The following is a 24,689-nucleotide window of genomic DNA, read 5'->3' on the forward strand; positions in this document are numbered from 1 at the left end:
GGCGGCGGGGTCTCCGGGTGGGGCGGGGGGTATTAGCCGGGCGGGGCGGCGCGCAGCGTTGCGGTGGCGGCCCCGAGGTGGGCGCTGGCGCTGGTGAGCAGCGCGGCGGCGCGCAGGCGCCCGGCCTGCACGAGCCCGGCTGTGTCGGTGATGGTGCTGTCGGGGTCGGCGAGTTGGTCGAGGACGGTGGCCATCGAGCCGCCGGCCGACAGCAGGGCCTGCTGGGCCTGCTCGATGCGCGAGAGCGCGCGCAGGTGGGCGCCGGTGGGTGGGTCGGCGGCGTCCACTACGGCGGCGGCCGAGGCGCTGACGGTGGCGAGGTGCACCAGGACGGACAGTAGGTTGCGGCTGAGTAGCCGGACCGGGTCCGGGGCGCGGTGGGGCAGATCGAGGGTGCGGGCGAGGGCCTGGACCTGCTCCGACCCCTCCTGGAGGTCGGCGGTCAGCAGCGCGGTCGCCTCCTGGCGGGCGGTGGTCAACGGCTCCTCCGGGCTGCGGCGGCCGGGCTCTGGGCCGGGGTGATGACGAGGGCGGCGGGAGCGGCGGCCCTGGCGGCCGGTGAGGTCTCGCGGGCCGCGTCGGAGCGGTAGGGGTCCGGCCCGATCTCCAGGTAGCGGCGCAGTGCCGTCGGTAGGTCGGAGGTGCGGCGGCGGGCGGGGGACTCGGCGGCGAGGCAGCCGATCACGCTCTCCACGAGCGCATCCGGGCAGTCGCCGACGAGTTCGGCCTCCCAGCCCTCGCCGTCCATGCCGGCGGTGACCAGCCACGCCTGCTGGTCCGGGGGGCACAGGATCTCCGCGAGGTGGTCCGGAGAGGTGATCCGCACGATAGCCCCGTCGCGGGTGTCCGCGCCGTCCCAACCGGCCTCGGACAGGCAGTAGAGCGCCTCATCGAGGTCGCAGCGGTCGGACGCCCCGTCCGTGCCGGCCGCCGCTGCCTCGACCAGCGCCTCGGCCGCCGAGGCGAGGACCTCGTCGGGGGTCTGGGCGCTGAACGTGGCGTGCCAGCCCGGGCCGTGAGCGATGAGCGCCTCCCGCTGGTACGCCTGGTCGGCGGGGTCGTGCAGCAGCACCTGGATGCCGCCGTGGGAAAAGGCCTGGTCGAAGCCCTGGGCGCTACCGGCCCACTGCGCCTCCTGCAGCACCCGGCGGGCCCGCACCACCGAGGAGTACGAGCCGAGGGCGAGATAGGGGGGACGGACACCGACGATCCGGGTGGCCCAGGGGGCATTCGGCAGGGAAGGAGCGACCCGGGGCTTGGGAGCGAGACCGTGAGGCCGGCGGGCCCGGGGAGCGCGGGCGGGCGGGGCGGAACTGGTGGTGGAGTCCATAGGGGTCCTCAGCGCCGCTTGGCGGCAGTCGAGTTGGAGATGACAGGGGTCGGCTGCGCCGGGGCCTGGTCGCTGAAGACCAGCGCGGAGGTCGCCGACCGGAGCGAGGCGGCCTTGGCGCGGGCGGCGGCCTGCTGCGACGGCGAAGCCACAGCTTGCGCAACGGCCACCGGGCCCGGCGCCGCCGGAACCAGCGCACCTGCCCTCGCCGGTGCCGCAGGCGACGGCCCCACGGCGGCCGGACGCGCCGCCGGGGACGACGCGGCGGGAGCGGTGCTGCGGGCGTCGGCCCGGCGGACGGTGGTATCGGCGCGCGGTGGCTTGGGCAGGTGGCGCTGGGCCCAGCGGCTGATGGCCTGCAGCGGGTCGGCCAGTGCCTTGCCGGCCGTGGTCAGCCCGTACATGTAGTTGCGCGGCTCGCCGGTGCGTTCGACCAGGCCGTCGGCTTCCAGTTGCTGGAGTCGCAGGTAGAGGTTGCTCGGGTTCATGGCGGCCGGCAGGGCGTCGTCGAGGATTTCGCTGGGGTAGGCGGGTTCCCCGTAGGCGGCCAGGGCCATGACGGTGGCGACCGTGTTGGTGCGGTTGAGCGTGCCGAGCGCCTGCTCGGTGTAGGCGCCCGGACCCGTCCCGTGCTCCGGGACGCCCTGGTGGGCCGAGGACCAGCGGGTGACGGGGATCTGGATGCACGCCACGGCCTCGCGTCCCGCCCGGGTGGCGGAGACGAAGGTGGTGCCGGCTTCCTGGCTGCGGGTGATCAGCCCGTTCTCCTCCATCGCGTCGAGCCGCCGCTCCAGCTGGGCGTCGGTCATCCCGCGGGACTTGTCCGCCAGTTCGGACAGCGGCCGGGTGCCGTCGGCGAGCTTGAGCAGGCGCAGGAGCGAGATGGTGTTCGGCGGGCCGAGGACCGAGATGGCGGCCTGGATGTGCTGGGCCTGGGCAAGGGGGGAGGGCGCGGTGGGCATGCTGGTCCTTCGCGGGTAGGAAGACGGGCGGAGGCGGGCGGGTCAGGCCGCGGGCAGGGCGGTGAGCAGCTGCAGGCGGCGCGCGGCGGTGTTGTAGACCTGGTGTCCGCTGCGACGTCCGGCGGCGAGCAGGTAGATCGCGCCGCAGCCGGAGGCGGCGTGGGGCGGCCGCTCCTGGTAGACCAGGCGCCAGCACCGGTCGCGGTCGAGGTAGATCCGGCGGCAGCCGGTCAGGTCCCACAGGCCGCGCCGGCCGAGGACAGGCCCGCGCTGCTGGCAGCGGATCAGGCGGCGCAGGTGGCCGACGGCCGCGTCCTGCAGTTCCTGTGGCAGCTGGTCGAGGTCGATGAGCGCCGCCGGGTGGGCATCGAAGTCGAGCAGGGCGGCGGTCACGGGCGGTCCTCGGTCTAGACGGAGATGCGGGGCACCCCGGGCTGGGGCAGGGAGTCCGGGTCGGTGTGCGGCGGATGCGGCAGCAGCCGGTGGTGCGGGTGGTCCGGGTTGGTGGTGCACGCGCCGAACGGACCGTCCGCCGCGCGGAGTTTGAGCAGCAGCGGCTCCAGGTGGTCGCGCTGCCATACGCTCGGTCCGGTGGCGCCGGAGCGGGAGTCGGTCAGCTCCTGCCAGGCCAGCCAGCAGTGGTGGATCCGGGCCAGCGCCTCGTCGTGCTCGGGCCACCGTGCGCACCACGGCCTGCCGCTGGTGATCTCCTGTCCGTAGACGCCGAGCAGGATGTGGTCGACCCACGGCACCATCGTGGCGACTTCGGCGGCCAGCGCGTCGTCGTCGAAGGCGAGGACGGTCAGCGACACCGGGTCGGATTCCTGTTGCTCGCCGTCCGCCTGCGCGGCCAGGGGGTCCTCGACCAGGAGCTCGGCGGCGGGATCGGCTTCGTCCTGTTCCTCGGCGAGGAGTTCGGCCACGATGGCCAGCGAGTCGCGTTCCGCCTGGAGGCGGGCCAGGGTCGCGCGCCACTCGGCCGCGGTCTCCGGTGAGACCGCCGGGCGGCCGGGCGGGTCGGCGGGCGTGGGGGTGGACAAGGGCGGCTCCCGGGGAATCGATCGTGCGTCGGTGAATACGACTCTGCCCGTCGGCCAATCCCTTGCCCGTGAGATATCCGATGAGGTATAGGCACCGGGAATTCACTCGCGGGGAGCAGAATGGCTTCGGCAAAGAGAAATATCGGAGGCCAGCAACTCTGTTGCAAGCGCCGCTTGTTGAGGGACAACTCCGTTTCCGAGAGCGGTCAACTGTGCAGACCTGGAAAGTCCTGTGATCTGGGTCACCCAGCCGTGCGGGAGGCCCATCACCCATTCCACGAATTCGGGGGAGAGGCGGCCGCGGGAATCCACCGGCTCGGGCGCCGGGCGGGTTACCCGCTCCCAGCGGAAGATGGCGGCGGCGTACTCGCCCCAGCGTTCACCTCCGCCGGTGACCACATCGGCAGCTCCGGCTGGGTCGGAGGGCCGGCGTTGTTGCGGCCGTGGCCGGGCGGGTGCCGTGTGCTGCCCGCCTCCGGTGCCGGACGGAGCCTGGCCGCCGCGCTCGGCAGGGTCAGATCGCCCCGGCTCCCGCGCTGGTTGGGGCCTCCCTTGGTGCCGTCGCTCGCTCTCGGGGTCGGCAGCAGGTGCTCCACGAGGTCGCTCAGGTTCGGGCCGTGGCCGCCGGCCTTCCTGCGCTCCGGGTGCTGCGAGCCTCCGATCTGGCCGAGGTTCGAGGTCGGGGTGAGCAGCAGCGTGACCACGTGGCCGAGGTCCACCCGGCCGGCGTCCGGACCCTTGAAGTCCCGGGCCTGGGGCGTCGGCAGGCCAGGCGGCGATGAAGACGCGTTCGCGGCGGTGGGGGGCTCCGACGTCGGAGGCGCGTAGCACCTGCCAGCGCGCATCGAACCCGTGGTCGGCCAGGTCTGCGAGTACGGCACCGAGTGCCCGCAGATGATGTTCATCTCCGGTGTCTCCCAGACACCACGGACACCGCTCCATGTCGCCATCGGTGCGCGCGAAGGTCGAGAGCAAGCCGCGGACATTTTCAAGGATCACCAAGCAGGGACGGAGAGTTCGGATGGCGCGGGCGATGGTGTGCCACAGCCCGGAGCGGGTGCCCTCGGCGAGACCGGCCTGCGCCCCGGCAACGGAGAGGTCCGTGCACGGGAACCCTGCGAGGAGGACGCACACCGGCTCGACCGTGCTGAAGTTCACCTGGGCGATGTCGCCCAGGTTCGGGACGTCGGGCCAGTGGTGCCGCAGGATGGCGGCGGCGCCGGGGGCAGGGTCGGCGTGCCAGGCGAGCGTGCCGCCGAGGACGGACTGAACGCCGAGGTCGAGGCCCCCGTAGCCGGAGCACAGGGAGCCGATACGCAGACCGGTCATCGCGACGCCCTGATCTGGGCGGCCGGCACCACGGCGGCGGCAGGGGCGGACTCGGCGCGCTGAACGCGGGCAGGACCGGGGCGGCGTGCCAGGGCGGAGCGCACCCGGGCGGCGCCCGCACGCAAGCTGCTCCGCGCAGGAGAAGCGGCGCGCCCGGCGGCCATGTGCAGGCCGGTGGCGGACCGGTCCAGCGCCAGCTCGGACCTCCGCAGCGCCAAGTGGTGCGCGCTGGGGTCGGCGCTGTAGGTCGTGCTGGTCGAGTGGTCGAACCGGTTGGTGCGGTGGAGGGCGTGGAGGTGCTGGTCGGCCTCGGCGAGTCCAAGGGCGGCGTCCCGCAGGGCGAGACCGGCAGGGTCGGGCTCCTTGCCGGGAGGGTGGGAAGCGCTGAGGGAGGAGGTGAGGGCGACGACGGTGCGGTGGATCTGGTGCAGCGCCTCGATGTGCGCGGGCACCGTGTGCAGGGCGTTCGGTCGGCGCAGAAGGTCGAGGCCGGTGCGGGCGACGCGTATTCGGTCGGCGGCGGTGGCCAGCGTGGTGGACGGGTGGCGGTCGTGGGAGGGCAGGAACGGACTCCAGGTGGGTTAGAGCCTCTTGGCCGTGGAGGGGGCGGTGGTGGAGGGATGGTGGCCGGGCCGTGCTGCCTCGGGGCCGGAGCGGAAGGCGCGGGTGAGGGCGGACCGAAGGCGGGCGGCTGCTCCGCGGGAGGGGCGGTCGGCTTCGGCGGCGGCCGGGCGGGTCGGGTTCGCGGCGGATCGGGGCGCGGGGCCGTTGGCGCGAAGGTCGCGGGCGGCCGTGGAGAGCGTCTGGGCGGCCTCCTGGTACAGCCACTGGGCGTGCTGGCAGGCGAGGGGGGTTGGTGCGAGCTGGTGGGTGTCGGCGAGTTCGAGGACTTCGCTGATCCGTTGCAGCGCCACCGTTGTCATCGACACCGCTCGGGTGGTGGCCCGGCGTTCGCGTCGGGCGGCGGCGGCCTGCTCGGGCGCGGCGAACGCGTCGAGGGGCCGCAGGGCTGTATGGGTCAGTCCGGTATGGAGCCCGGCCAGGACGAACAGTTGTAGGCCGACGGTGGCCGGGTCGGGGAGCGGGCCGTGGGCGGGCACGGCGGGCCACGAGGCGGCGATCTCGTCGAGCATCGCCGCGAGTTCCCACGAAGTGGGGTGCGCGGTGGTCAGGGCGGACTCCGGGTCTCAATGTCCCCGGCGCAGGGGGATGACCGGCGCGGTGGGGGTGGCGGGTTCGGGCTGGCCGGTGCTCGCGGGCTGGGCGCTGACGATCCGGGACCGGGCGATGGCGGCCGTGGCCTGTGCAGTGCGGCGCCGGTGGAGTTCGTCGGCGGGCAGCGGGATGGCCGGTGCTGCGGCGGCGCAGGAGAGCCGGTCGGCGATGGTGATCAGACCGCGGGCCGCGAGCGCGGAGAGGTCGTCCGCCCGGTTGAGGCTGTGCCGGGCGGTCTCGGTGCGGCCGGGCAGAGAGCCGAGGAGGATCTCCGAGGCGGTGGCGAGGCAGGACAAGGCCTGGCCGCTCTGGGCGACTGCGGTGGCGAAGGCGGCAAGCACGGTGCGGTCGGCCTCGGGATCGGCGACCCGGAACAGGTACTCATCCGATGCCTCGGCGACGATGCCGACCAGATGGGTCATCGGCCATGCCGTCTCGGCCGGTTGGCCGGTGTCGGCGACGGCCGGCAGGGTGCGGCGTACGGCTTCCAGCCGGTCGGCCAGCGACCGCATTGCGGCGGTGAGGTCGGTGTCGTTCAGCGTGTTCCGATCGTCAGCGGGATGCGAGGAAGGTCACCGGCGCGGGGTTGCCGGGGAGGGGGACGCCGCAGGGGTGTTGGAGACCACGCGGGACGCGCCGGTCCGCCGTGCCGCCGCGGCGCTGGCCGCTTCCTGTCCGGGGGCCGGGGTGAGCACCGTGGGCTGGCTCCTGGCCTTCGCGCGCGCGGCGACTGCCCGGGCCGCAGGCCCGTCGGGGTTCGCCCCCGCCCGCTGCTCTTGCTCCAGGTCGCGCGCACGGGCCTTGCCGAGCCCGGTGCGGAAGCGGCGGATCGTGGCGATGACCTGGGTGATCTCCTTGTCGGCGGCGGCGAACTGGGCCGACACTCGCAGATCCAGACCGGCCGAGTGGAAGTGCGAGCGGTACCGGCTGCGGGGCCGGCTCTGGCTGGCCAGGTCGCAGGCGTCGTCCAGCAGTTCGGTGAGCTGGTGCAGGACGGGACTGGTCCGGGTGGCGGCGAACGTGGGCCCCCAGTCCTCGCCGTAGTTCGCCGGCGCCGGTCCGGTGCGGTGCGAGAGCTCGGCCCGGAGGCGGGACGCGGCGGCGATGTAGTCGGCCAGGGCGCCGATGTCCCGGGCCAGCAGAGCCGGCACCGCGGACGGCGGCCGTCTCGCGGTCTGGCGAAGCCCACGCCGGATGACGGCCAGGCGGTCGGCGAGGTCGGTCAGACGCTGGACGTCCTCCTCGCGGATATCGCTCATCTGCGCTGGCCCGACGCGGCGGTGGGCTGGCCGACGGCGGAGGCAGGCGCTGTGGCGGAGACAGCAGGGGCACGCCGAGAACGGGAGGCCGGCGCTGGGGCAGCGGCGGGCAGCTGGCCGCCGAGCGCCACCATTTCGCTCGCCGCGGCGACGGCGGTGTTCCGCCCCTCGGTGACCGCGCACAGCATCTGGTAGCCCAGGCGCCGCTCCCGTTCGACACCGTCGGCGTCGTCTCGTCGCGCCAGAGGTGTGTCGTCCACGAGGATGGCCAGGGCGTGGGCGAGGTGGTGGTGGACGGTGGCGGCTCGCGCCCGCCCGGTGCGGAAGGCCACCCGCGCCGCCTCGTGCCGCTGCGGGTCCCGGGCTGGTGTGGAGCTGGCGAGGTCGTCCATCCGGGTGGAGCAGTGCCGCATCACGGTCCTGGCGTTCTCGCACTCCTCGGTGATGGCCTTGGCCAGGCTGATGCGGCCGGGCAGGCGGGCTGTCCTGTCGAGGTTCTCCGCGACGAAGGTGAAAATCGAGGCCACCTGCTCCAACTCAGCCTCGTAGTCGATGGATTGGGGATTGTTGCGGGGAATGAAAGGCTCCTGGGTGAGACTAGCGGCGGTGTGCTGCGGTCGGGACAGGGGCTGCGGCGGCGCCGGGCGGCGGGGCGGCGAGCGAGGCGGGGGCGGGCGCGTCGGCGGGTGCGGGCGGCCCGGCTACGCACCATCGGGGGCAGGGTGGCGGAACTGCGGCCCGCGCGAGCCTGCTGGCGCAGGGTGTCGCTGGCGTCGGTGAGCGAGAGCCGGGTACGGGACAGCGCGAGGTTCAGCCCCTGTCCGGCGCGCTCGCGGACGGCTTCGGCGTGCGCGCTGTCCAGACCCGCGACCTCGTTGAGGCGGGCGGACATGGCGACGGCGCGGCTGATGCTGGACATGGCCTGCCCGACCTGGGCGCCGGCGTCGGCGAGCGCGCGGGCCGTGGCGCGGCGGGTGCTGTCGGCCAGCGGTGAGGACGCCAGCACGTCGGCGGTGGCGACGAGGTGGGTGTGCCGGTGGCCGACGTGCTGGGCCAGCTCGCGGATCGGGGGAGGGCCGTTCTCCCGGTAGGCGCCGGGCAGGGCGGCGGCGACGACGTCGATGGCGTCGGCGGCAGCCCGTAGGCGAGTGGCCTCGGGGCTCGGTGGGCGGGGCGAACTCGTAGGCAGGGCTGGGCTCCTTCGGGGGCTAGCGGGAACAGGTGGGAGCGGTCCCGGTTGGGGGTTCGGCGAGACGGGCCGGGCGAGGGACGGCTGCGGGAGCGGAGCGGAGCGCGGTGCCGCGAGCGGTGGCCGCAGCCGCGCGGCCGGAGGCCGGTTTGGTGCTGGCGCGGCGTACGGTGAGCAGTGGTTCGGAACCCTGGTCGGGCAGGGCCACCTCGACGACCAGGTCGCCGGGGCGAAGGTCCGCGGCACTGACCTGGACGACCTCGGCGCCGCGGCCGTGCCAGTCGGGCAGCCAGCCCATGGACTGGAGGGCGTCCTCCAGCGTCATGGCGTGGGTGTCCATCTGGTGACGCAGGGCCTGCTCGGGAATCTGACTGAGCCTGGCCCAGTCCGGCAGGCCAACCGGCGCCCGAACGCCGCCCACGGAGCGCCGCCGCCGAGGCCGTGCCGGTGCAGGGGCTCCTCGGTGATCGCCTGGCGGGCGGACCAGCCGGCGTCGATCCGCTTGTAGATCGTGGTCGCGGTGACGCTGGCACGCGGGTCGACCGCCCACATGTAGACGGGCTTGGTCTCGCCGAACGCCGTCAGCCGCTGGTCGTCCCGGGCGGAGCCGGGGCCCAGGGCGAGAGCATCCTCGATACTCAAGTCCTGTCGTGGGACGCGCTGGTAGAGCGTGTGGTAGGCGGTGCCGATCTGCTCAGCCCAGCCGCGCAGGGTCATCGACCTGCCGTTGTACGTGTACTCGGGAGCGTCTGGTCGTGCTTGTCGGTGCCGATGGCCCGCTCCGGTTCCCAGCCGAGAGCCAGGCGGGTGCGCAGCGCCTCCTTCCTGACCATGCAGCGGGGGTCGGCGGCTCAGGCGGAAGGCTCTTGGTCTCGCCGAAGGCCGAGATCTGGCCACGGGCGAGTTCCCAGTTGTAGCGGTCGCGGCGGGCATCTGGCGGGCGGACGGTGCGCACAGGCTGTTCGGGATCGGTCAGCGGTTGCTCCTGATGGGTGATCCGGGCAGCGCTGCTGCTTCGGCAGGTGAAGGCGGAGCGGCGACGCGCGGGAAGGTGGCGGGGATGCGGGTGCGTGCGGCCTCGCGTCGTTCGGACCTACTGGAGGTGGGCGGCGGCCCGGCCCGCAGCGGGGCGCCGGTGGCGGCGCGCCAGCGTTCCTGGACGGCCTCGGCGCGCTCCAGAGCAGGCAGGACACAGCCGAGCAGACGGGCGGCCGCCAGTGAGGTGTCCCGGGAGAGCAGTCGTACGACGCCGGCTGATGCGGAGGTCTGGCGCAGGACGGAGGCTCGAAGGACCCGTTCGCCCCAGTATCGCGAGTCGCCGGTGAAGCCGTTGCGCGTGGCGGCGCGCACGCCGTCGGCGGTGACCGCGCCCGCGGCGATCGCACCCTGACGCTGTGCTTCCCAGAGCACGGTCAGCACGTCGATCGGCTCGTCTCGGTGGGCGAGCGCGGCCAGGGCCTGGTAGACCGCGCCGCGCCCGGGGTCGAGGAAGTCGCCCGGCCGCAACCACCGGGTGATCTCGTGCAGCCCGGAGGGAGAAGCGGTAGCGGAGGTGAGCAGCGCGGTCTCGTCGACCGTGGTGGTCCGGCGGATCGCGTCGGAGAGCTCGAGCGGCCACTGGCCGGGCAGCGGTCGCGGGTGCTTGTCAAGGGCACCCCAGCGGGCGGTCAGTTCATGGACTGCCTGGCGCAGCGCGACGGTCAGGTCCAGGACACCGTTCAGGTCACCGGTTCGCGAGGCGTGCTGGAGTCGGTGGGCGTGCTCGTGAACCTGTCTGCGGATCCAGCTCTCCAGCACCATCCGGCCGTAGACGGCGGCGTGGCTGCTCACGGGGCACGCCGCGATCAGCGTGTGTCCGTAGCCGGCGGTGAAGGCGGGGCACGCTTCGGCCGCCGCGGTCATCGCGTCGGTCGCCCACCGCGCTCGTGCCTCGGTGGGTTCCGGGTCGAGGCCGGGGTGTCCGGCGGCGGCCTGGTCGATCAGCGCCTGGTACAGGGCTGTGTGCGCGGGCCGGTAGAAATGCTGCGGTTCGAGCCAGGCGACGGCCCCCAGCTGAGCCGGGTCCAGGAGGATTGCGCCGAGCAGGGCCTGCTCGGCCTCCATCTGCGGGGTCACCGCGTCACCTCCGGCCTCCGGGACGCCGAATTCGGTCGGGCCGCGCGGGGACCTGGGGCGTTGTTGTCCACGGACTTCCCTGGGGATCGGTGCGGGCGGCGGGCTAGCGGCCGGGGCCGGAGGCCCGGCGTGGGGGTTGGGTGGGGGTGTGGGCCGGCAAAGTGCCCAGGTCGTCCAAGCCGGGCAGGGCCGGGGAGGAGGACGCGGCCGCTGCGGCGCGGCGCGCGCGCAGACGCGCGTCGGTGGCGGCGGCCATGGCCTGGGACGCCGGGCTGTAAAGGTTCTCCAGGAAGCCGCGGACCGGCTCTCGCCACGGCCGGCCGACGAGTTGGGCGAGGACGCGGGCGGCTTCGATAGGGGCCACGACGCCGCCGATCTGCCCGTGCTGGGAGGATGGCGAGCCCTCCCACGGGTGGTCGGCGGGCATGCCCACGAGCAGGGAGGCCTCGCCGGTGGTGATCCGGCGCTCCGGGTCATCCGCCCAGTACCAGCTGCGGCTGCGTCCGGTGATGGCGGTGGCGGTGGCGTCCGCCGACCATTCGTTACCGCCGGGCGTGGACCGGTTGCCGCGGGTGTTCACGCGGATCCCCTGCCGCCAGCCGAGGGCCTGGGCGGCTGTGCGGGCCGGCATCGGGTCGGCGGGCTGCGCGACGCTCAGGCTCACCCCCTGGTGGCGACCGGCCACGAGGTAGGTGCGGCGCCGGTGGGAGGCGAGCCCGATGTCGGCGGCGTCCAGGGTCCGGACGTCGCTGCTGTACCAGTCCGCGAGGTCGAGTGCGTCGCGCAGCGCGTCGGTCACGGCGCGGGGAAGGGCGCTGGACTGCTCCATCGCCAGCCAGCGCAGCGCGTCGAAGCGTGCGGTCAGCGTCAGTGACCAGATCACGGTTTCGGCGATCAGGCCGATGCTCGGATCGCTCATCTCCGCGATCGGTTCGCGCACGTCGGCCCGTGATAGGAGCGGTCCGGTCCAGCCGCCGTTGCCGTCCCACGCGGGGTCGCAGCAGATCGTGCAGGTGTCGGCCTCGTCGCACTCGTCGTCGTCGTGCCAGTGCCCGATGCTGCCCTCGACGGCCCGGGACAGCACCTTCTCCAGGAGGCGGATGTTGCGCTCCTCCCGGCCCTGGCGCTTGCCGGCCGGTGTCCAGACCTGGCAGGGGGCGCTGACGATCAGCCCGACGACGTAGCGCAGGGCGGGGTGGGTGGGGTCCAGGGTCCGCACGTCGCAGACGATCCGCCGGTGACCGGCGGCCCTCGCGGTCGCGGCGGCGTCGGGGGAGATCTCCACGCCGACGATGTCGAACGCGCCCGGCCGCGGGTCCAGGATGCGAAGCCCCTGCTCCCAGCCGGCGGGTCCCGCGAACAGGTTGACGATCCGAGGCGGATCACCGGGGCGGGGCGGGAACAACCACGAGACCGGCCATGGATGGGCGCGCGCGATCAGCTCGCCGCGGGACCAGGGGCCCATCCGGTGATCGGGGCCGAACCACATCGGCTCCCCCGGCGAGGACAGCGGGCGGTAGCCGGATCGCGTCCGCCCCGCACCGCTCAGCGGGCCGACCATGTAGATGGTCTCCCCAGGCGGCAGCCGATGGCGGTGCGCGCCCGCCGGGTGCCGGTCACGAGACAGGCTCGCCGGAGCGGCAGGAGTACGGGGAGCAGCCGTCCTGCGGGCCGAACTCCAGGTCGTCGAAGGCCAGCCGCTCCTGCAGGGAGAGCTGTTCGCGGCGGGTGAGCCGGTCGATCGGCGCCTCGGACAGCGGCACCCGGGAGCGGTGCAGGTACGCCTGGCCGAGCAGCGGCCGCCCATCGGCGTTGGCCCGCGCGTTCCCGGCGCGGATCTGCGCGTCGAACTCGACGACGTCCGTCCACTCTGCGGGGTCGCCGTCGCGGATCGCCCGCCACTGCGCGTTGCCGTGGAACGGACACCCCAGGCACGACGACTTGGGGGTGCTCTCCAACCCGTGCTCGGCGAGCAGGCCCAGGCAGTCACCGCGGCTCAGACCCAGCTCGATCAACGGGAAACGGTTGCGCGTGTACTTGACGTCGGCGTCCTTCGCGCGGTGGAACTCGTCGGTCGAGATCCCGATCCACTGCTCGGCGTAGACGTCGGCCGGAATGCGCGCGGGATACGGGTATCCGAGGATGTCCCGGACCTGCCGCTTGATGGGCTTGATCTTGTATTCGCCAGTGCACTGGCGCCGCGTCATCCCCGGTGAGCCGTCCTTGTTCAGGATGTAGAGCGGCATGCTGGCGAAACGGTGGCTCGGGTCCAGAGCGTCGGCGCGGATGTTTCCCGACGAGACCCGCAGGATGGGTATCCCGGCGGGCTTCGCGATCTCGCGCTCGACCCGGTCAAGGTGCTCGTACACCTTCTTCGGCTCCCAGCCCGTGTCCGCGAAGATCGCGTAGTCGAGTCGGGGCAGCTCACCCAAGGCGGACAGCAGCAGCAAAGTGGTCGACTGCACGCCGGCGCCTAGCGAAAGCGTGCGCACGGTCGGGGTGTTCGTGGTGGCGGTGCTCACGCGGCGGCCCCGGCCTTGGCCTTGGCCCGTTCGGTGATCGCCGCGGTCTGCCGGGAGGAGGACTTGCCGATCACGTCGGCGCCGGGCTCCTTGTACCAGGGCCGCAGTTGGAGCAGCGCGGGCTTGATCCCGGTCGCGAAGAGCAGCGCCGAACCCTTCTTGAGGGCGCGGATCTGGTCGGCGGGCAAAATGCGCTCCTGCCGCATCGAGACCGAGGTGGAGCGCCCGGACTCGGACGTGGAGTGCGAGACGGTCTCGACGTCGTGGTCGCCGACGAGCCGGGACAGCTTGTCGGCGAAGTCGGCGTCGTCGATGCCGGAACCGACGAGCTTGATCGTGGCGGCGGACCACATGGCGTCCATGCCGACCTCGCCCCACACCCGCTGGCCCTGCCGGTAGGACTGGAGGATCGTGATCGGGATGACCCCGCGAGAGCCCAAGTGCGAGTACAAATCCGGGAGATCACCGATCTTGCACACGTTGGCGGCCTCGTCGAGGACGCACAGCAGTGGCGGGTCGAGGCGTCCGCCGTCGCGCTCCGCCTGGATGACCGCCGTGCGCATCACGCTGTCCGCGGCGGCGGCGATCAGCGCGGACGCACTGCCACCGCCGTCCTTCGACAGCAGGTACAGGGTGTCCTTCCGGCAGACGAAGTCGGCGGGCTTGAACTCCGGCAGGGTGTCGCTCGGGGTGACCCAGGCGGAGATCTTCGGGTCCAGCAGGCAGGCCGCGTACTGGCGGGCGGTCTCGAAGATGCCGTCGCGGGTCTCGACCGCGCCGCTGACGGTGCCCTGCAGCTGGGCGGCGATGGCGGTGAGCTGGTGTTCCTTGAGGATGTCGATCGGGGTGCGGTCGGCGGGCTGGGCGAGCCAGCCGAGAACGTCGGTGATCGGGCGCCCGTCCGCGCCGGCGGCGAGGAACAGCGCCGTCAACGTGTTGGCGGCGGCGGTGGACCAGAAGTCGCCCTGCTCGTTCTCGTCGACGGAGGCGGTGACGAAGTGCTGGGCGAGGCGGCGGGCGCCGGGGAGGTCCTTGGCGTCGGCCAGCGGATCCCACCACATGGCCTGCTCGGTGTGGGCGATCTGCTGCGGGTCCATCGTCCACACCCGCCCGGCTTCGGACCGGGCGTCGAGCGTCACCGTGAACGCGTCGCCGGCCGCCTTGTTCGAGGTGAGCAGGACGGGACCGGGAGCGGCCAGAATCGACGGGACCGCGAGCGAGGTCGTCTTGCCGCTTCGCGGCGCCATGATCGCGACGGCGACGTCCTCCCAGGACGTGCGGACCTCGGGCCCGCCGTTGCCGAGGTTGCCGAGGAGGATGCCGGTGTCGTCGGGCTTGATGGACCCCGGCTTGGCGCCGGCGAGGCTGGGGCGCAGGCTCCTCGCCTTGGCGGTGATCTCCTTGGGCAGCAGGACCGCGAGGTCGCGGCTGGTGGCCAGCCCGGCGGTCTTCTTGGATCGTCGGTGCTTGAGGACCAGGGCCGCGCCAACGGCGGCCAGGACGGCGAAGAGCAGGCCGGGGACGAGCCGGGCGCCGATCAGGACCTGGAGCGGGGCGAGTGCCGGCCACAACTGGCCGGGATGGAGGGCGGCGGTGGCCGGCTGGTACGGCTGCCAGGGCCCGCTGCCGAAGGCGGAGTTGGTGAGGTTGCCGCCGATCCAGGCGAGGGAGCCGTAGGCGGCGAGGACGAGGCCGGCACCGATCAAGGTGAAGAGGACGGCATCGGTGCTGGGGCTGGAGGAGGGGACTTTGGGGGAAGGGGTGGAGGGGGAGGGCAGAAGGTGTCCTTGCGGGAAGCCCGGGCGCAGGGGGCGGAGCGCGCGGGTGTGGGACGGCCGTGGTGCGGGCCTGGGGACGGGCTGGCGTCGGCGCGGTGCGGTCACGCGCTCGCGGCCGAAGCCGGGGAAGCCGCTGGTCAGCAGCGAGGTGCTGCCGGGCGGTGCTCCGGCGCCCACGACCAGGAGGTGGCCGCCTGGGCTGCGGCGCTGACGGGCCGGTGCCCGGTACGCGCGGCAATGGCGCGGCGGCCGCCTGAGAGGTCGAGGTCGGCGAGCTGGCAGGCGGCGTGTGCCAGGGAGTGATCGCGATGCAGCGGTGGAGCGGTGGCGTCGGGGCGCATCAGTGGGGCGATGATCCGCACCTCGTGGCTGCCAGTCCGCAGCGCGATCCACCGGCAGCCGGCCGACGGGTCGTCGGCGGGCGCGATCCCGGTGGCGGCCAGGACCCGGCGGGCGGTGGCCGCCCACTGGGCGTCGGTCCGGCGCGGGGCGTCGGGGTGGTCGCGGATGGTGCAGTGCCACACGTCGCGGCTGCGGCCCGGGCGCTCGCCCTGGTGCGGGCGGTGCGCGCGGAGAAGAGCGTTCAACTCATCGGCGAGGGCGTCGAGTCCGGCACTGCCGGGCAGCGGGAGTTCACCGGTGTCGCGCCAGCCGTCGATGACGCTGGCCGGAGGCCCGCCCGGCTGGCGCAGTGCCTGGTGCTGCGCGGCGACGAGCAGGTCGCGGGTGCTCGCGTACCTGGTGATGGAGGGGATCAGAGGGGAGTCGTTTCTTCACCGTCCGCGTGAGCGGGACTGCGGAGGAGTGGAGGAGGCCGGCGGCTGCTGCCGTTCAGGTACGGGCGCGGTGGCGCTGGAGGCGCGGGCGGCGGCGGATCGGACGCGGGCCGGAACGGCGGGCAGATCACGGATGGCTTCGGGCAGGTCGGCGATGTCGGCGCCGGCCTCCCAGATCTCGTCCGCGGCGCGGCCGAGAGGCTGCCAGAGGTATCCGCCGCCGGGCCGGTCCTTGGCCCACCGGCTCGCGGTGGCCACCACGTCGGACAGCGCCTCGAGGGTGCCCCCGTGCCGGGTAATCTCCGTGAGCAGTCCGGCGACTTTGGAGGGTCGCCGGATGCGCGGATCCGAGCGGCGACTTCACGCAGGCCGGCGGTGAGGACGACAGCGCGAGGGTCCGGGTCCGTCGGCTTCTGCGGCCGGGGGCTCACCGTGTCCTCCCGGGGGTGGTGGCCGAAGCGCTGGGCCGGACCGCCTCCTCCGTCTGGGCCGACGGGGCGGGCATGCTGGCGACGATCCGGGCGGCCTGGGCCCGTTGGGCGAGGGCGGTGTTGCCAGGGCGGTCGTACGACCAGGGCCACTGACCGCCGATCGCGTACAGCCCCCGGTCGTCGGGGACGACGTGCATGCGTCCACCGTCGCCGTCGTACTCCTTGGGCCAGGTGTAGAGCAGCGACCCGTCCGGCTGGAAGGCGGCTTCGAAGCCGACGTCGGTCGCGAGCATGTTGGCGACGACCTGTTTGGCGACCTGGCGGGTGAACAGCGCAGTGCCGTAGGGGTCGGCGTAGCCGCGCCTGGTCGGTGCGAGGCCCGGCAGGGGCACGTCGTCCGAGCCTTCGACGTGCCAGTAGTAGACACGTTCGTTGCCACGGACCTCGGGACCGTCCCACAGGCTCTGCTCGACGGCCAGGGCTGCTGCCGCGGCCTCGGTGGGGCCGGCGTGGTCGGCCATCAGCCTGCTCGCAGCCGGCAGGTGGAGTGCGGCCTCCTCCAGGGAGGCGAGCACGGTGTCCTCGACCTTGGCGCTCCGGCTTCTGAGTTCGTGCAGGTGCGTGCTGGCCGCGTCGGGGCTGAGAGCCTGCTCCCAGGCATCGAGGTCGATCCGGACGGCGGCGGCTGTCTCGTGGGTGAGGTGGAGCAGGCCCTGGGGAGCGACGAGGGCCCGGAGCAGGTTCTGGCTCGGCTGGCCGTTGTCGGTGTCGAGCTGGTCGGCGAGGCCGCGGAGCCGCTGGGCAAGGGACAAGTGGGTGGGGTGGGTCAAGCTCGGGTTCTCCGGGAGTAGGAGCTGTGAGGCAGGACGGGGGCGGCGCTGGCCGGGGCGGTCGTGGCTGAGCGGGCGGCCGGGGACCGGGAGCGGGCGGCCAGCGCCCGGCCGGCCGGCGAGGTGTCGGGCCCGCGGCGGCCGGGGGACGTTGGAGGCGTTGTGCTGGAACACGGCAACGGATTCCGCGCCGGCGTCGAGCCAGCGCGCGATCTCCTCGCGTTCGCGCGGCGGGCCAGAGGCGTCACGCGCGTAGCCGGCCGCGCTGCGGAGCAGCTCGCGGGTGCCGTCGGCCACGTTGTGCGCTCCGGCGACCATCTGGGCCGCCACGTCAGCGAGTTCGCTGAGGTCGCCGATCCGGCCGAGAACGTCGGCGAGTTCGTCGAGCTTGTCGCGCAGGTCGGCGAGGACTTCCAGCGCCTCCTCGCCGGTGGCGGAGAGCCGCAGCTGCGGATCGACCTCGACCTCGTACCCGGCGCCTTCGAGTCGGCGGGTGGCCTCTGCGAGGACGGCGCGGAAGACGAGCGGGCCGTCGGACATGCTCAGGGCGAGCGGCCCGTCGGCGTCGCGCGGCGGGGCGAAGCCGAGCCTGCTCAGCATCGCCTCGGCGGTGGAGTCGGCGCCGCTGACGGACGCGGAGCCGAAGCGGCCCGGCCGGATGCGGATCGGTCCGGTCACCGCCGTACGGTGCGGCCTGCCGCGCCGGTGACCGGCACGGCAGGCACCGGGGCCGGCGGTTGTGCGGAGCGTAGGGCGTGCACGCTCTGCGGTGCGGTGCGCTGGGCGGCGGCGGCCCGGGGTGAGAGGTCGGCGGCATCGGCGGGGAAGTCGAGGCCGTAGCCCCGCAGCCGGGTGGTGATCTGCTCCAGGTGCGGGCGCAGCAGGACGGTGGTGGCGCCGGCCTGCCCGAGGTGCTCGGCGGCGGCGCGTGCGGAGGGTGCGGGGCTCGCGCCACCGGTGGCCTCGGCCGCGCGCCGCAGGGCCTCCTCGACTTCGTGGAGCAGGGGTTCGAGCAGTTCGATCGGGCGGGCGATGTCCGAGGGCAGCGTGCTGTCGGCGAGGGAGTCACCCAGGCGGCGCACCGCCCAGGCGGCGACGCGGGCGCTCTGCCCGTCGTCGGGCCGGCTCTCGGAGAGCGTGGTGATCAGGCTCAAGTCGGGTGTCTTCTCCCTGGGTTAGAACGGGTTCTCGACGACGCGGTCGGCGTCGGTGGCGGCGGCAAGCAGCTCCGGCAGGTCACCGGGGGAGGCTTCGCGCTGGTCCACCCACCAGCCGGCACGGTCGATCGTGCGGGCCACGTCCTCGACCTCGCGCCACCGGTCCTCGGTGAACTCGCCCTCGGTGACCAGGCTCTGGTAGGCGCCGGTCACCAGGTGGTGGCGGCAGCGCTCGCCCCACGCGAGGATCGTCGCCGGGCCGGACAACGGCGGCATTCCGTACCGCTCGGCCCAGTCAGTGGCGGCCTGCTGCTCCTCGGCGCGGCGGACGGCGATCCAGGCCGTGCGCTCCGCGCTGCGGTCGCCGTCGCGCTGGGCGCGCCAGCAGTCGGTGCAGTCGCGTCCGGCGAGCCAGCGGGCGTACCCGGCTCGCCGGTCGGCGGGTCTGGCGCCGAGATCGTGTTCGTGCTCGTGTCCGCAGGAGTGGGTGACCACCCACTTGGTCTTGACGGCCATGTCGTTCTCCTTGGCGGTTGGATGGATCAGGGGTGCTGCGGGTGTGCGGCCGTCGCGGAGCTTCGGGCCAGGGCGGCGGCGAGGTCCGGTTGGACGGCGGCGGTGTACCGGCCGCGCTGGAGGCGGGCGGTCGCCCGAGCGGCGGCGGCGAGGTTGTCGTCCTCGGGGCGGTCGGTGACCGGAGCCTGGTAGAGGTCGAGGGCCGGCATGTGCTTCCAGCTGGTTCGGGTGAGCAGCGGGGCGGGGCCGGTCGGCAGGCCGGAGGTGACGGCGGCGACCATGCCCAGCTTCGGGTGCGGGTCGATGGCGACGTCGGGCTCGCCGTCGTTGCTGCCGACGATGTCGTTGCTCCCGGGGGTCGTGGGCACGGTGGGCTCCTTGACGTCGGTGAGCGGAAGGGGTGCTGGTCAGCGGGCGTGGATGCTGTAGGCCCGGCGTGGGTCGACCGGCTGTGCGGCGGCTTCGACGGGCTGTGCGGCGGTGACGCGGCCCAGCCGCAGGCTGGTGGCGGTGGCCGCCTGCGCGCGGGCTCCGAGTCCGGGGGTGACGGCCGGCCGGGTGGCCTGGGAGGGACGGGCCGTCCGGGCCGGGGCGGCGGCCGAGATCGTGGCGAGGTCGCGGCGGACACCGCCGAGCGTGGTCTGCGCGTCGTCCAGGACGGCGGACACCTGCGCGGGGTCCAGGGCCTGCGGGTCGTCGCGAAGTTGCTGCGCGAGCCCGGTGAGGATGTCCTGGATCGCGGTGAGCGTGTCCTGCCGGTTGCTCAGCAGCGCGCCCATCCGGCTGTCCGCCTGGCCTCGTTCGGGAGCCGGGAAGACGTGGGTGGCGAACGGGGCGGGGTCGGCCGCCGGTCCGGCGGGGCCCGAGTCCTGCCTGGGCGCCGGGAAGATGCGGGTGGCAAAAGGGTCGGGCGCGGCGTCCGGTGCCTGGGCGGCGTCGGCGATCTTGACGAGGTGAGTGCGGAACGTCTCGCCGGGGTCGCTGGGAGCGTGGTCGGGGTCGAACGCGGCATCCGAGACGACGGTCAGTCCTGCCGCGCGCAGGCGGGCGACCGTGTCCGTGGCCCGGTCGACCCCGCCCGCCTTCGGTCTGGTCAGGGAGAACAGGGTCGGATGGTCCGGGACCCGGTAGAAGCCGGCCTGCGCCAGGAGCTTCGCCGCGTCCGGGCTTCCCGAGTGGTTGGTGGCGGTGATGCCGTGGTCGGGGTGGTGCCCGACGGCCACGTCCGGCTGCCGTTGGGCAGCGGTCTGTGGCGGCTGGGGGGTGATGCGGCCGGGGGTGATGATCGTCGTGCCCTGTCCGGCGGCGGCAGCGGCGGGAGAGGGGTGGCCGGGATGCTCGGCGTAGTCGAACTCGGGGGCCGGGCGAACCTCGGCGCCGGTGGCGCGCAGGGCGGCCACGGTCTGCCGGGCATGGAGGAAGAGGTTGTCGGTGCGGCCGGTGAACGCCAGGTCGGTGGTGCCGGTGACCGGGGTGAAGCCGTAGTCAGCCAGCATCCGGCGCTGCTGGTAGGTGGCGTGCTCCAGGCCGGAGGCGGTGATGCCGTGCTGGGGATGGCGGGTGATGCGGATGGCGGGGCTGTCGCTGATGCGGGTTCTCCTAGAGCGTGGCGGCGGCGGAGGGGGCGGTGGCCAGCGCCCGGGCTGCGGGTGCGGCCTGGATGATCGGCCCGGCCGGGAGCCCGCGAGCGGTGACGGCGCTCGCCGCAGTCGCGCGGGCACCTCGCACGGCCGTGACCGGCACGTCGATGACGACGCCGGCGTCGGCCAGCGCGGCCTGGACGGTGCGCAGGCTTTCGGCGAGGGCGGCCGTCTGGTGCCGGGCGATACCAACCTGGGCGCCGAGGACCTCACCTCGGTCCGGGGCGATCCGGGAGACGAAGGCCTGGGTGGAGTCGAGCAGCTCCAGCAGGTTCGGTAGCGCTCCGACCCGCGGATCGAGGGCGGTGTCGAGGACGTCGGCGACGTCCCTGCTGTCGGCGAGGCTGAGCACGTTGATCGTTTCGACGGCGAGGTCCTCGGTCGCCTCGGCGAGCCGCTCGGCACTGGCCGGCGAACTCGCGAGACCGACCGTGGCGACCTGTAGGCCCAGTCCCTGCAGCACCAGGCTGGCGCGGGCAGCCGCGGCCAGGGCCTGATGCTCGCTCGCGGTCTCGGGCGGCAGGTAGATGTCGCGGTCGGGGGCGGCGCCGTCGTAGCGCCAGCCGAAGGTTCGCAGCACCTCGGGCACCAGGCCCTCGGTGGAGTCCGTCGCGGTCGCAGCGACGATCCCGTCCTCCGGGTGGCGGGCGAAGACCACATCCACCCCGGCCAGTGGCATCGTCCGTGACGGCGACGGGGCCGCTGCACCGGGGGAGTCCGCTTGGTGGAGCCAGGCGGCCTGCGCGGCGCGGGCGACGGCGCTGGGGTCGGGGCTCGCGCCGTTCTGCCGCAGGAGCCTGTGTGCGCTGTCGGGGGCGTGGGGGCCGAGCCGGGCGGTGATGGCACCGTCCGGACCCGGCCCGAAGGAGATGTCGGACATGATCCTCGCTGTCGAAGTGGGGGAGCGGCAGGGGGGTCAGCGCTGTCGTGCCGGAGCGGGCGACGGGAGCCGAGCCGCGTCGGGTGCCGACGGCCGTGCCGGGGTGCCGGGAGGCCGTGGTGGCGGCGCGGACCCGGGCGGTGGACGGCGGGCGGGTCTCGCGCAGGAGGAACTGCCGGAAGGTGCGACGAGTCTGTCCGGCGAACGTCTCGGGCACGTCGCCGGTGACGAACACCGCACCCTGCGGCAGCCGGTGGAGCAGCTCCAGGTAGTGGCCCGGTCGGCCGCGTTCGGAGGCGATCATCCACTCGGTGGCGTCGAACGTGCGCCGCGCCTCCACCAGCAGCTCTCCGGATGCGATCTGCTCGGTGATCGCCAGCGAATCGGGCGACGGCACCCGATTGAGCCGCCGGACGGCCTCCGCCCTGGCTGCCTGCGCCACGGCCCCGGCGTTGGGGAACGGGGCCTCGGAGGTCAGCCAGTCGTAGTGCCCCACGATGTGGGAGGAACGCTGTTGGTGTTCTCGACGTACCGGCTGGAGCGCGAGGCGGACACCGCGGCCCGGCGCGGTTCCGGCTGCGAGGGCGAGGCGGTCAGCGGATGGCCCCAGGCGGCCACTGCCGCGTCCAGGTCCGGATACTCCGTGATGCCGAAGAAGCCGGTGCCGTCGGTGGCCAGGACCGCCGCCGCACCGTCCGCCGGGAAGCTGCCCAGCAGCTGGGTGGGGCCGTCCGCCCTGCGGAGCCTGGCGTGGACCACGAGGCGGCCCGCGATCAGGTCCGAGACCAGGTGATGGGCCCGGATCGTCCCGGGCGCACGGGTCTTGGCCGACTCCTCCGTCGCAGGCTCCGTGACGGACTGCCGCTGCTCCGTCTCGGAGTACAGGCGCAGTACGTCGTAGCCGGCCGTGTTGAGCAGGCGGGTGGCGTCGCTGACGAGTCGCGGGGCCACCGACCCGGCGGTGCTGCGGGGAATCCGGTGCAGACCGGTCGCGTCGTGGCGGACGAGTCCGGCTTGTTCCAGCCGCTGGCCGCTGCGGCGGTCTACGGCCAGCGCGGTGATCGTGTCGAGAGCGGGGTCGACCGCGAAGGTGATGGTGGGCGAGGTGTCCTCCGTTCGTACGGGGGCGCGGGCACAGGATCTGGGTGCGGGCGGCGCGCAGGCCGCCCCGTGTCGTCGGGAACAGGGATGCGGCGCGCGGCGGGCATCAGCCGTCGAGGGCCTCGTACCTGGACAGGTAGAGGTTGGAGTCGTTGCCGTGGTGGAAGTCCTCCCACTGCGAGGTGTCGGCGGTGTACTCGTGCAGCAGCGCGCTCTGGATCTTTTCGGGGAGGTCGTGGAAGTCGTCGAGCGAGAAGAGCAGTCCCAGGTCGAGGGGGCCGACGCAGTTGCGGTCAATCGTCCAGTTGGCGATGACGTGGGCCGCGTGGGCCTGGACGAGCACGGCGAAGGCGGCGTCGACCCCTGCCTCCTGGCATTCGGACACGGCGAAGGACTTGAGCGCGTCGATGATGTTGACGTCGTCCTCGACGGCATAGGCGGTGGTGGTCACGAGGCCCTCAACGGCCTGGTGCAGCCGGGCGCGAAGGTCGCGGTCGGTCAGCCAGAACCCGGTGTCACGGGGCTGGGCGGGACTGGTCATGGCAGAGGCCATGGTCTACTTCCGTACGGTGCGAGAACGCCCGGGTGCAGGGTGGGTTGCGGTTGTGCGGGGCTACGCGGTCTGCGGGGTTTCGCCCGGAGCCGCTGTCATGCGGCTGTCGGTGTCGTATAGACCCCGCTCGGCGGGGTGGAGGAGGTGCTGCACCACGAAGGACCGGCCGGCGATCTTGTAGAGGCCCCGTCCGCGGGTGAGCGCGGCGATGGCCTGCGTCTCGACTCCGGTCAGCCCCAGCAGGCTCGCGGTCGCGGCGAGCTGGTCCGGCTCCTGCCGGTAGATGATCCGGGTCGCGCAGTCGGTCAGCAGGCCCTCGGCCAGGACCCGGCCGCGCGAGCCCGCGTCGCCGGCCGACAGGAGGTCGGACAGACGGTGGATCACCAGGAGGTTGGCGATGCCGAGGCCGCGCGACAGCTTCCACTGCTGCTGCATGCGTTCGAGCAGCGGCAGGTGGCGCATGAGCCGCCACGCCTCGTCGTACACCACCCAGCGCCGCCCGCCGCCGGGGTCCGACAGGGCCGCCTCCATCCAGGCGGAGGCGCAGGTCATCGCCAGGATCAGGCCGGTGTCGTCGCCGGAGGACCCGAGCTGGGAGAGGTCGATGCTCAGCATCGGTGCCCGGACGTCGAACTCCACGGTGCTCGGCGCGTCGAACATCCCGGCGAGGTCGCCCTGGACCAGGCGTCGCAGCGCGTGGGCGAGATCCACGGCGGCGGCGCCGAGCCGTCGGACGGGATCGCCGAGGGCGTCGTCCAGGCGGCGGGTGTTGCCGAGCATGGCGGCGATGTCGCCGAGCAGCGGCACCCGACCGTCGCGCTCGGAGTCGGTGACGACCTCGTCGAGCGCGATGTCGAGGGCGGTGTGCTCCATCGGGACCAGGTCGCGGTGCAGCACCGTGCGGGCGAGCGCGCCGAGCAGCAGAAGCCTGCGCTTGCGGACCTCGGCCACCCAGTCGGCCGGGTCCGCCCCCGGCGGGGCGGCGGGGGCGTCCAGGGGGTTCAGCCGCCCGCTCATCCCCGGGCCGAGGGCGATGGTCCGCCCGCCGAGCGCCTCGGCGACGGCGCTCCACTCGCCCTTGGGATCACAGGGGATGTAGACCTTGTAGCCGTGCGCGATGCTCCGCAGCGCAAGGCTCTTGGCCAGGGCGCTCTTGCCCATGCCGATCACGCCGGCGAGCAGCACATTCGGGTTTGTGTAACCTTCGACTTTCCCGTACAGGCTGAACGGGTCGAACGAGAACCCGGCTTCGGCGTGGACGTCGCGGCCGATGTAGACGCCGCCCGCGCCGAGGCCGCCTTCGGCGAGGAAGGGGAAGGCGCCGCTGGCGATGGCGGTGGTCATCCGGTGTGCCGGCAGCTTGAGCTTGCCGCCGCGGGCGGAGGCCGGGCCGGGGCGGCCGGCGGCGGGGTAGAGGGGCCGGGCGTCGAGTTCGTCGACGGCGGTGTCGGCGCGGCGGTGCGGCCGGTCGGCGAGGCGGGCCTCGCGCTGGGCGGCTTGGAGGTCGCGGCGGGCCCGGCGCCGCTCGTCGCGGTCGCGGCGGGCGGGGGTGAACAGCGCGCTGGCGCTGGTGGTGGTGCGTAGTCGCAAGAGGGGACCGTTTCTTCTGGCCCGGCCGGTCAGCGGCGGATCATGCCGGTGGCGGAGGTGTGCAGATCGGTGGGCGTGGTGAACTGCCGGACCCGCGTCGATGCCCTGAGGTGGCGCTGGCAGACGGTCAGCTCCGGTGCGCCCTCCGGCAGGCGGAGCGCGCAGGCCTCGCGGGTGGGCATCCGGCCGTCGGCGCGCGGGGCCGCGTGGTAGGCGGCGTGCAGGTGCTCGACGCCCTGCCACAGCCGGATGCGGGCGTTGTGGAGGTGGTCCCCCTCGGCGGGGGCCTGGGCGCGGATGCGGACCGTGGCCTGGTCGACCAGCTGGTGGAGCGCGACGACGTGCTCGTGGAGGGCGTCGAGTTCCTCGCGGGTCAGCGGCTGGCCGCCGGGCGGCTCGGTGTCGCGGTGGCAGGCGAGGGAGGCGGTGGCGAACTGGATCAGGTTCGGCTCGTCGTGGTGCATGGGGAGCCCTTC

29 protein-coding genes and 1 pseudogene are annotated in these 24,689 nt (G+C 73.8%); all 30 read right to left on the reverse strand.

The genetic code is table 11. The features are described 5' to 3' along the window. Positions 1 to 32: 32 nt before the first annotated feature. Positions 33 to 479: a hypothetical protein gene (locus tag ABTX81_RS01765; protein ID WP_350540919.1), complete on the reverse strand. Its 447-nt coding sequence runs from the start codon at positions 477 to 479 to the stop codon at positions 33 to 35. Continuing rightward, positions 476 to 1,330 (reverse strand): DUF317 domain-containing protein, encoded by an 855-nt coding sequence (locus ABTX81_RS01770; protein ID WP_350540920.1) that lies wholly within the window; start codon positions 1,328 to 1,330, stop codon positions 476 to 478. Before ABTX81_RS01770 ends, ABTX81_RS01765 begins: the two co-directional genes overlap by 4 nt. An 8-nt stretch (positions 1,331 to 1,338) precedes the next feature. Further along, positions 1,339 to 2,292 (reverse strand): winged helix-turn-helix transcriptional regulator, encoded by a 954-nt coding sequence (locus tag ABTX81_RS01775; RefSeq protein ID WP_350540921.1) that lies wholly within the window; start codon positions 2,290 to 2,292, stop codon positions 1,339 to 1,341. A 42-nt stretch (positions 2,293 to 2,334) separates the two neighbouring features. Continuing rightward, complete coding sequence (locus ABTX81_RS01780) at positions 2,335 to 2,685, reverse strand: hypothetical protein (RefSeq protein ID WP_350540922.1); 351 nt, start codon at positions 2,683 to 2,685, stop codon at positions 2,335 to 2,337. Between the two features lie 14 nt (positions 2,686 to 2,699). Next, positions 2,700 to 3,332 (reverse strand): DUF4913 domain-containing protein, encoded by a 633-nt coding sequence (locus ABTX81_RS01785; protein ID WP_350540923.1) that lies wholly within the window; start codon positions 3,330 to 3,332, stop codon positions 2,700 to 2,702. Positions 3,333 to 3,664: 332 nt separating this feature from the next. Beyond that, entirely contained in the window at positions 3,665 to 4,051 is a 387-nt protein-coding gene (locus ABTX81_RS01790; protein WP_350540924.1) for a hypothetical protein, read from the reverse strand. A 109-nt stretch (positions 4,052 to 4,160) separates the two neighbouring features. Further along, a pseudogene (locus ABTX81_RS01795) lies at positions 4,161 to 4,661 on the reverse strand (DNA cytosine methyltransferase); the annotation flags it as partial. Continuing rightward, positions 4,658 to 5,113: a hypothetical protein gene (locus tag ABTX81_RS01800; RefSeq protein WP_350540925.1), complete on the reverse strand. Its 456-nt coding sequence runs from the start codon at positions 5,111 to 5,113 to the stop codon at positions 4,658 to 4,660. The pseudogene ABTX81_RS01795 and the gene ABTX81_RS01800, both read right to left, overlap by 4 nt. A 129-nt stretch (positions 5,114 to 5,242) precedes the next feature. Beyond that, the gene (locus ABTX81_RS01805) at positions 5,243 to 5,794 is read right to left on the reverse strand and encodes a hypothetical protein (protein ID WP_350540926.1); all 552 of its coding nucleotides are present in this window, start codon (positions 5,792 to 5,794) and stop codon (positions 5,243 to 5,245) included. A gap of 54 nt (positions 5,795 to 5,848) precedes the next feature. After that, the gene (locus ABTX81_RS01810; protein WP_350540927.1) at positions 5,849 to 6,388 is read right to left on the reverse strand and encodes a hypothetical protein; all 540 of its coding nucleotides are present in this window, start codon (positions 6,386 to 6,388) and stop codon (positions 5,849 to 5,851) included. A gap of 60 nt (positions 6,389 to 6,448) precedes the next feature. Further along, the gene (locus ABTX81_RS01815; protein WP_350540928.1) at positions 6,449 to 7,135 is read right to left on the reverse strand and encodes a hypothetical protein; all 687 of its coding nucleotides are present in this window, start codon (positions 7,133 to 7,135) and stop codon (positions 6,449 to 6,451) included. Beyond that, entirely contained in the window at positions 7,132 to 7,662 is a 531-nt protein-coding gene (locus ABTX81_RS01820; protein WP_350540929.1) for a hypothetical protein, read from the reverse strand. Before ABTX81_RS01820 ends, ABTX81_RS01815 begins: the two co-directional genes overlap by 4 nt. A gap of 681 nt (positions 7,663 to 8,343) precedes the next feature. Continuing rightward, complete coding sequence (locus ABTX81_RS01825) at positions 8,344 to 8,664, reverse strand: hypothetical protein (RefSeq protein ID WP_350540931.1); 321 nt, start codon at positions 8,662 to 8,664, stop codon at positions 8,344 to 8,346. After that, on the reverse strand, positions 8,646 to 9,041 hold the full coding sequence (locus ABTX81_RS01830) for a hypothetical protein (RefSeq protein ID WP_350540932.1): 396 nt from the start codon (positions 9,039 to 9,041) through the stop codon (positions 8,646 to 8,648). Before ABTX81_RS01830 ends, ABTX81_RS01825 begins: the two co-directional genes overlap by 19 nt. Before the next feature lie 255 nt (positions 9,042 to 9,296). After that, positions 9,297 to 10,439, reverse strand: coding sequence for a DnaB-like helicase N-terminal domain-containing protein (locus ABTX81_RS01835; RefSeq protein WP_350540933.1), 1,143 nt, complete (start codon positions 10,437 to 10,439; stop codon positions 9,297 to 9,299). 103 nt (positions 10,440 to 10,542) lie between these two features. Then, positions 10,543 to 12,000, reverse strand: a complete 1,458-nt coding sequence (locus ABTX81_RS01840; protein ID WP_350540934.1) for a DNA cytosine methyltransferase — start codon at positions 11,998 to 12,000, stop codon at positions 10,543 to 10,545. Between the two features lie 55 nt (positions 12,001 to 12,055). Then, complete coding sequence (locus tag ABTX81_RS01845; protein WP_350540993.1) at positions 12,056 to 12,889, reverse strand: adenine nucleotide alpha hydrolase family protein; 834 nt, start codon at positions 12,887 to 12,889, stop codon at positions 12,056 to 12,058. A gap of 68 nt (positions 12,890 to 12,957) precedes the next feature. After that, entirely contained in the window at positions 12,958 to 14,667 is a 1,710-nt protein-coding gene (locus ABTX81_RS01850) for a type IV secretory system conjugative DNA transfer family protein (RefSeq protein WP_350540935.1), read from the reverse strand. 209 nt (positions 14,668 to 14,876) lie between these two features. Then, a complete protein-coding gene (locus ABTX81_RS01855) occupies positions 14,877 to 15,326 on the reverse strand; it encodes a hypothetical protein (RefSeq protein WP_350540936.1) in 450 nt (149 codons plus the stop codon). Between the two features lie 186 nt (positions 15,327 to 15,512). After that, the gene (locus ABTX81_RS01860; protein WP_350540937.1) at positions 15,513 to 15,776 is read right to left on the reverse strand and encodes a hypothetical protein; all 264 of its coding nucleotides are present in this window, start codon (positions 15,774 to 15,776) and stop codon (positions 15,513 to 15,515) included. 166 nt (positions 15,777 to 15,942) lie between these two features. Beyond that, a complete protein-coding gene (locus ABTX81_RS01865) occupies positions 15,943 to 17,454 on the reverse strand; it encodes a serine/threonine-protein kinase (RefSeq protein WP_350540938.1) in 1,512 nt (503 codons plus the stop codon). Continuing rightward, positions 17,451 to 17,930, reverse strand: coding sequence for a hypothetical protein (locus ABTX81_RS01870; RefSeq protein ID WP_350540939.1), 480 nt, complete (start codon positions 17,928 to 17,930; stop codon positions 17,451 to 17,453). The genes ABTX81_RS01865 and ABTX81_RS01870 overlap by 4 nt, the downstream gene beginning before the upstream one ends. A gap of 21 nt (positions 17,931 to 17,951) precedes the next feature. Beyond that, positions 17,952 to 18,449 carry a hypothetical protein gene (locus ABTX81_RS01875; protein ID WP_350540940.1) on the reverse strand — a complete coding sequence of 166 codons (498 nt, stop codon included), beginning with the start codon at positions 18,447 to 18,449 and terminating at the stop codon, positions 17,952 to 17,954. Positions 18,450 to 18,475: 26 nt separating this feature from the next. Further along, positions 18,476 to 18,817 carry a hypothetical protein gene (locus tag ABTX81_RS01880; protein WP_350540941.1) on the reverse strand — a complete coding sequence of 114 codons (342 nt, stop codon included), beginning with the start codon at positions 18,815 to 18,817 and terminating at the stop codon, positions 18,476 to 18,478. Between the two features lie 39 nt (positions 18,818 to 18,856). Next, on the reverse strand, positions 18,857 to 19,945 hold the full coding sequence (locus tag ABTX81_RS01885) for a hypothetical protein (RefSeq protein ID WP_350540942.1): 1,089 nt from the start codon (positions 19,943 to 19,945) through the stop codon (positions 18,857 to 18,859). A 103-nt stretch (positions 19,946 to 20,048) separates the two neighbouring features. Continuing rightward, complete coding sequence (locus ABTX81_RS01890) at positions 20,049 to 20,969, reverse strand: hypothetical protein (protein WP_350540943.1); 921 nt, start codon at positions 20,967 to 20,969, stop codon at positions 20,049 to 20,051. Positions 20,970 to 21,443: 474 nt separating this feature from the next. After that, positions 21,444 to 21,920, reverse strand: coding sequence for a hypothetical protein (locus ABTX81_RS01895; RefSeq protein WP_350540944.1), 477 nt, complete (start codon positions 21,918 to 21,920; stop codon positions 21,444 to 21,446). Positions 21,921 to 22,176: 256 nt separating this feature from the next. Then, positions 22,177 to 22,611: a hypothetical protein gene (locus ABTX81_RS01900; protein WP_350540945.1), complete on the reverse strand. Its 435-nt coding sequence runs from the start codon at positions 22,609 to 22,611 to the stop codon at positions 22,177 to 22,179. Between the two features lie 72 nt (positions 22,612 to 22,683). Beyond that, entirely contained in the window at positions 22,684 to 24,213 is a 1,530-nt protein-coding gene (locus ABTX81_RS01905; protein WP_350540947.1) for a putative type IV secretion/conjugal transfer ATPase, read from the reverse strand. Between the two features lie 29 nt (positions 24,214 to 24,242). Then, positions 24,243 to 24,677: a DUF6238 family protein gene (locus tag ABTX81_RS01910; protein ID WP_350540948.1), complete on the reverse strand. Its 435-nt coding sequence runs from the start codon at positions 24,675 to 24,677 to the stop codon at positions 24,243 to 24,245. Between the last annotated feature and the right edge of the window lie 12 nt (positions 24,678 to 24,689).

The sequence above is a fragment of the Kitasatospora sp. NPDC097605 genome (assembly GCF_040302725.1).
GTDB lineage: Bacteria > Actinomycetota > Actinomycetes > Streptomycetales > Streptomycetaceae > Kitasatospora.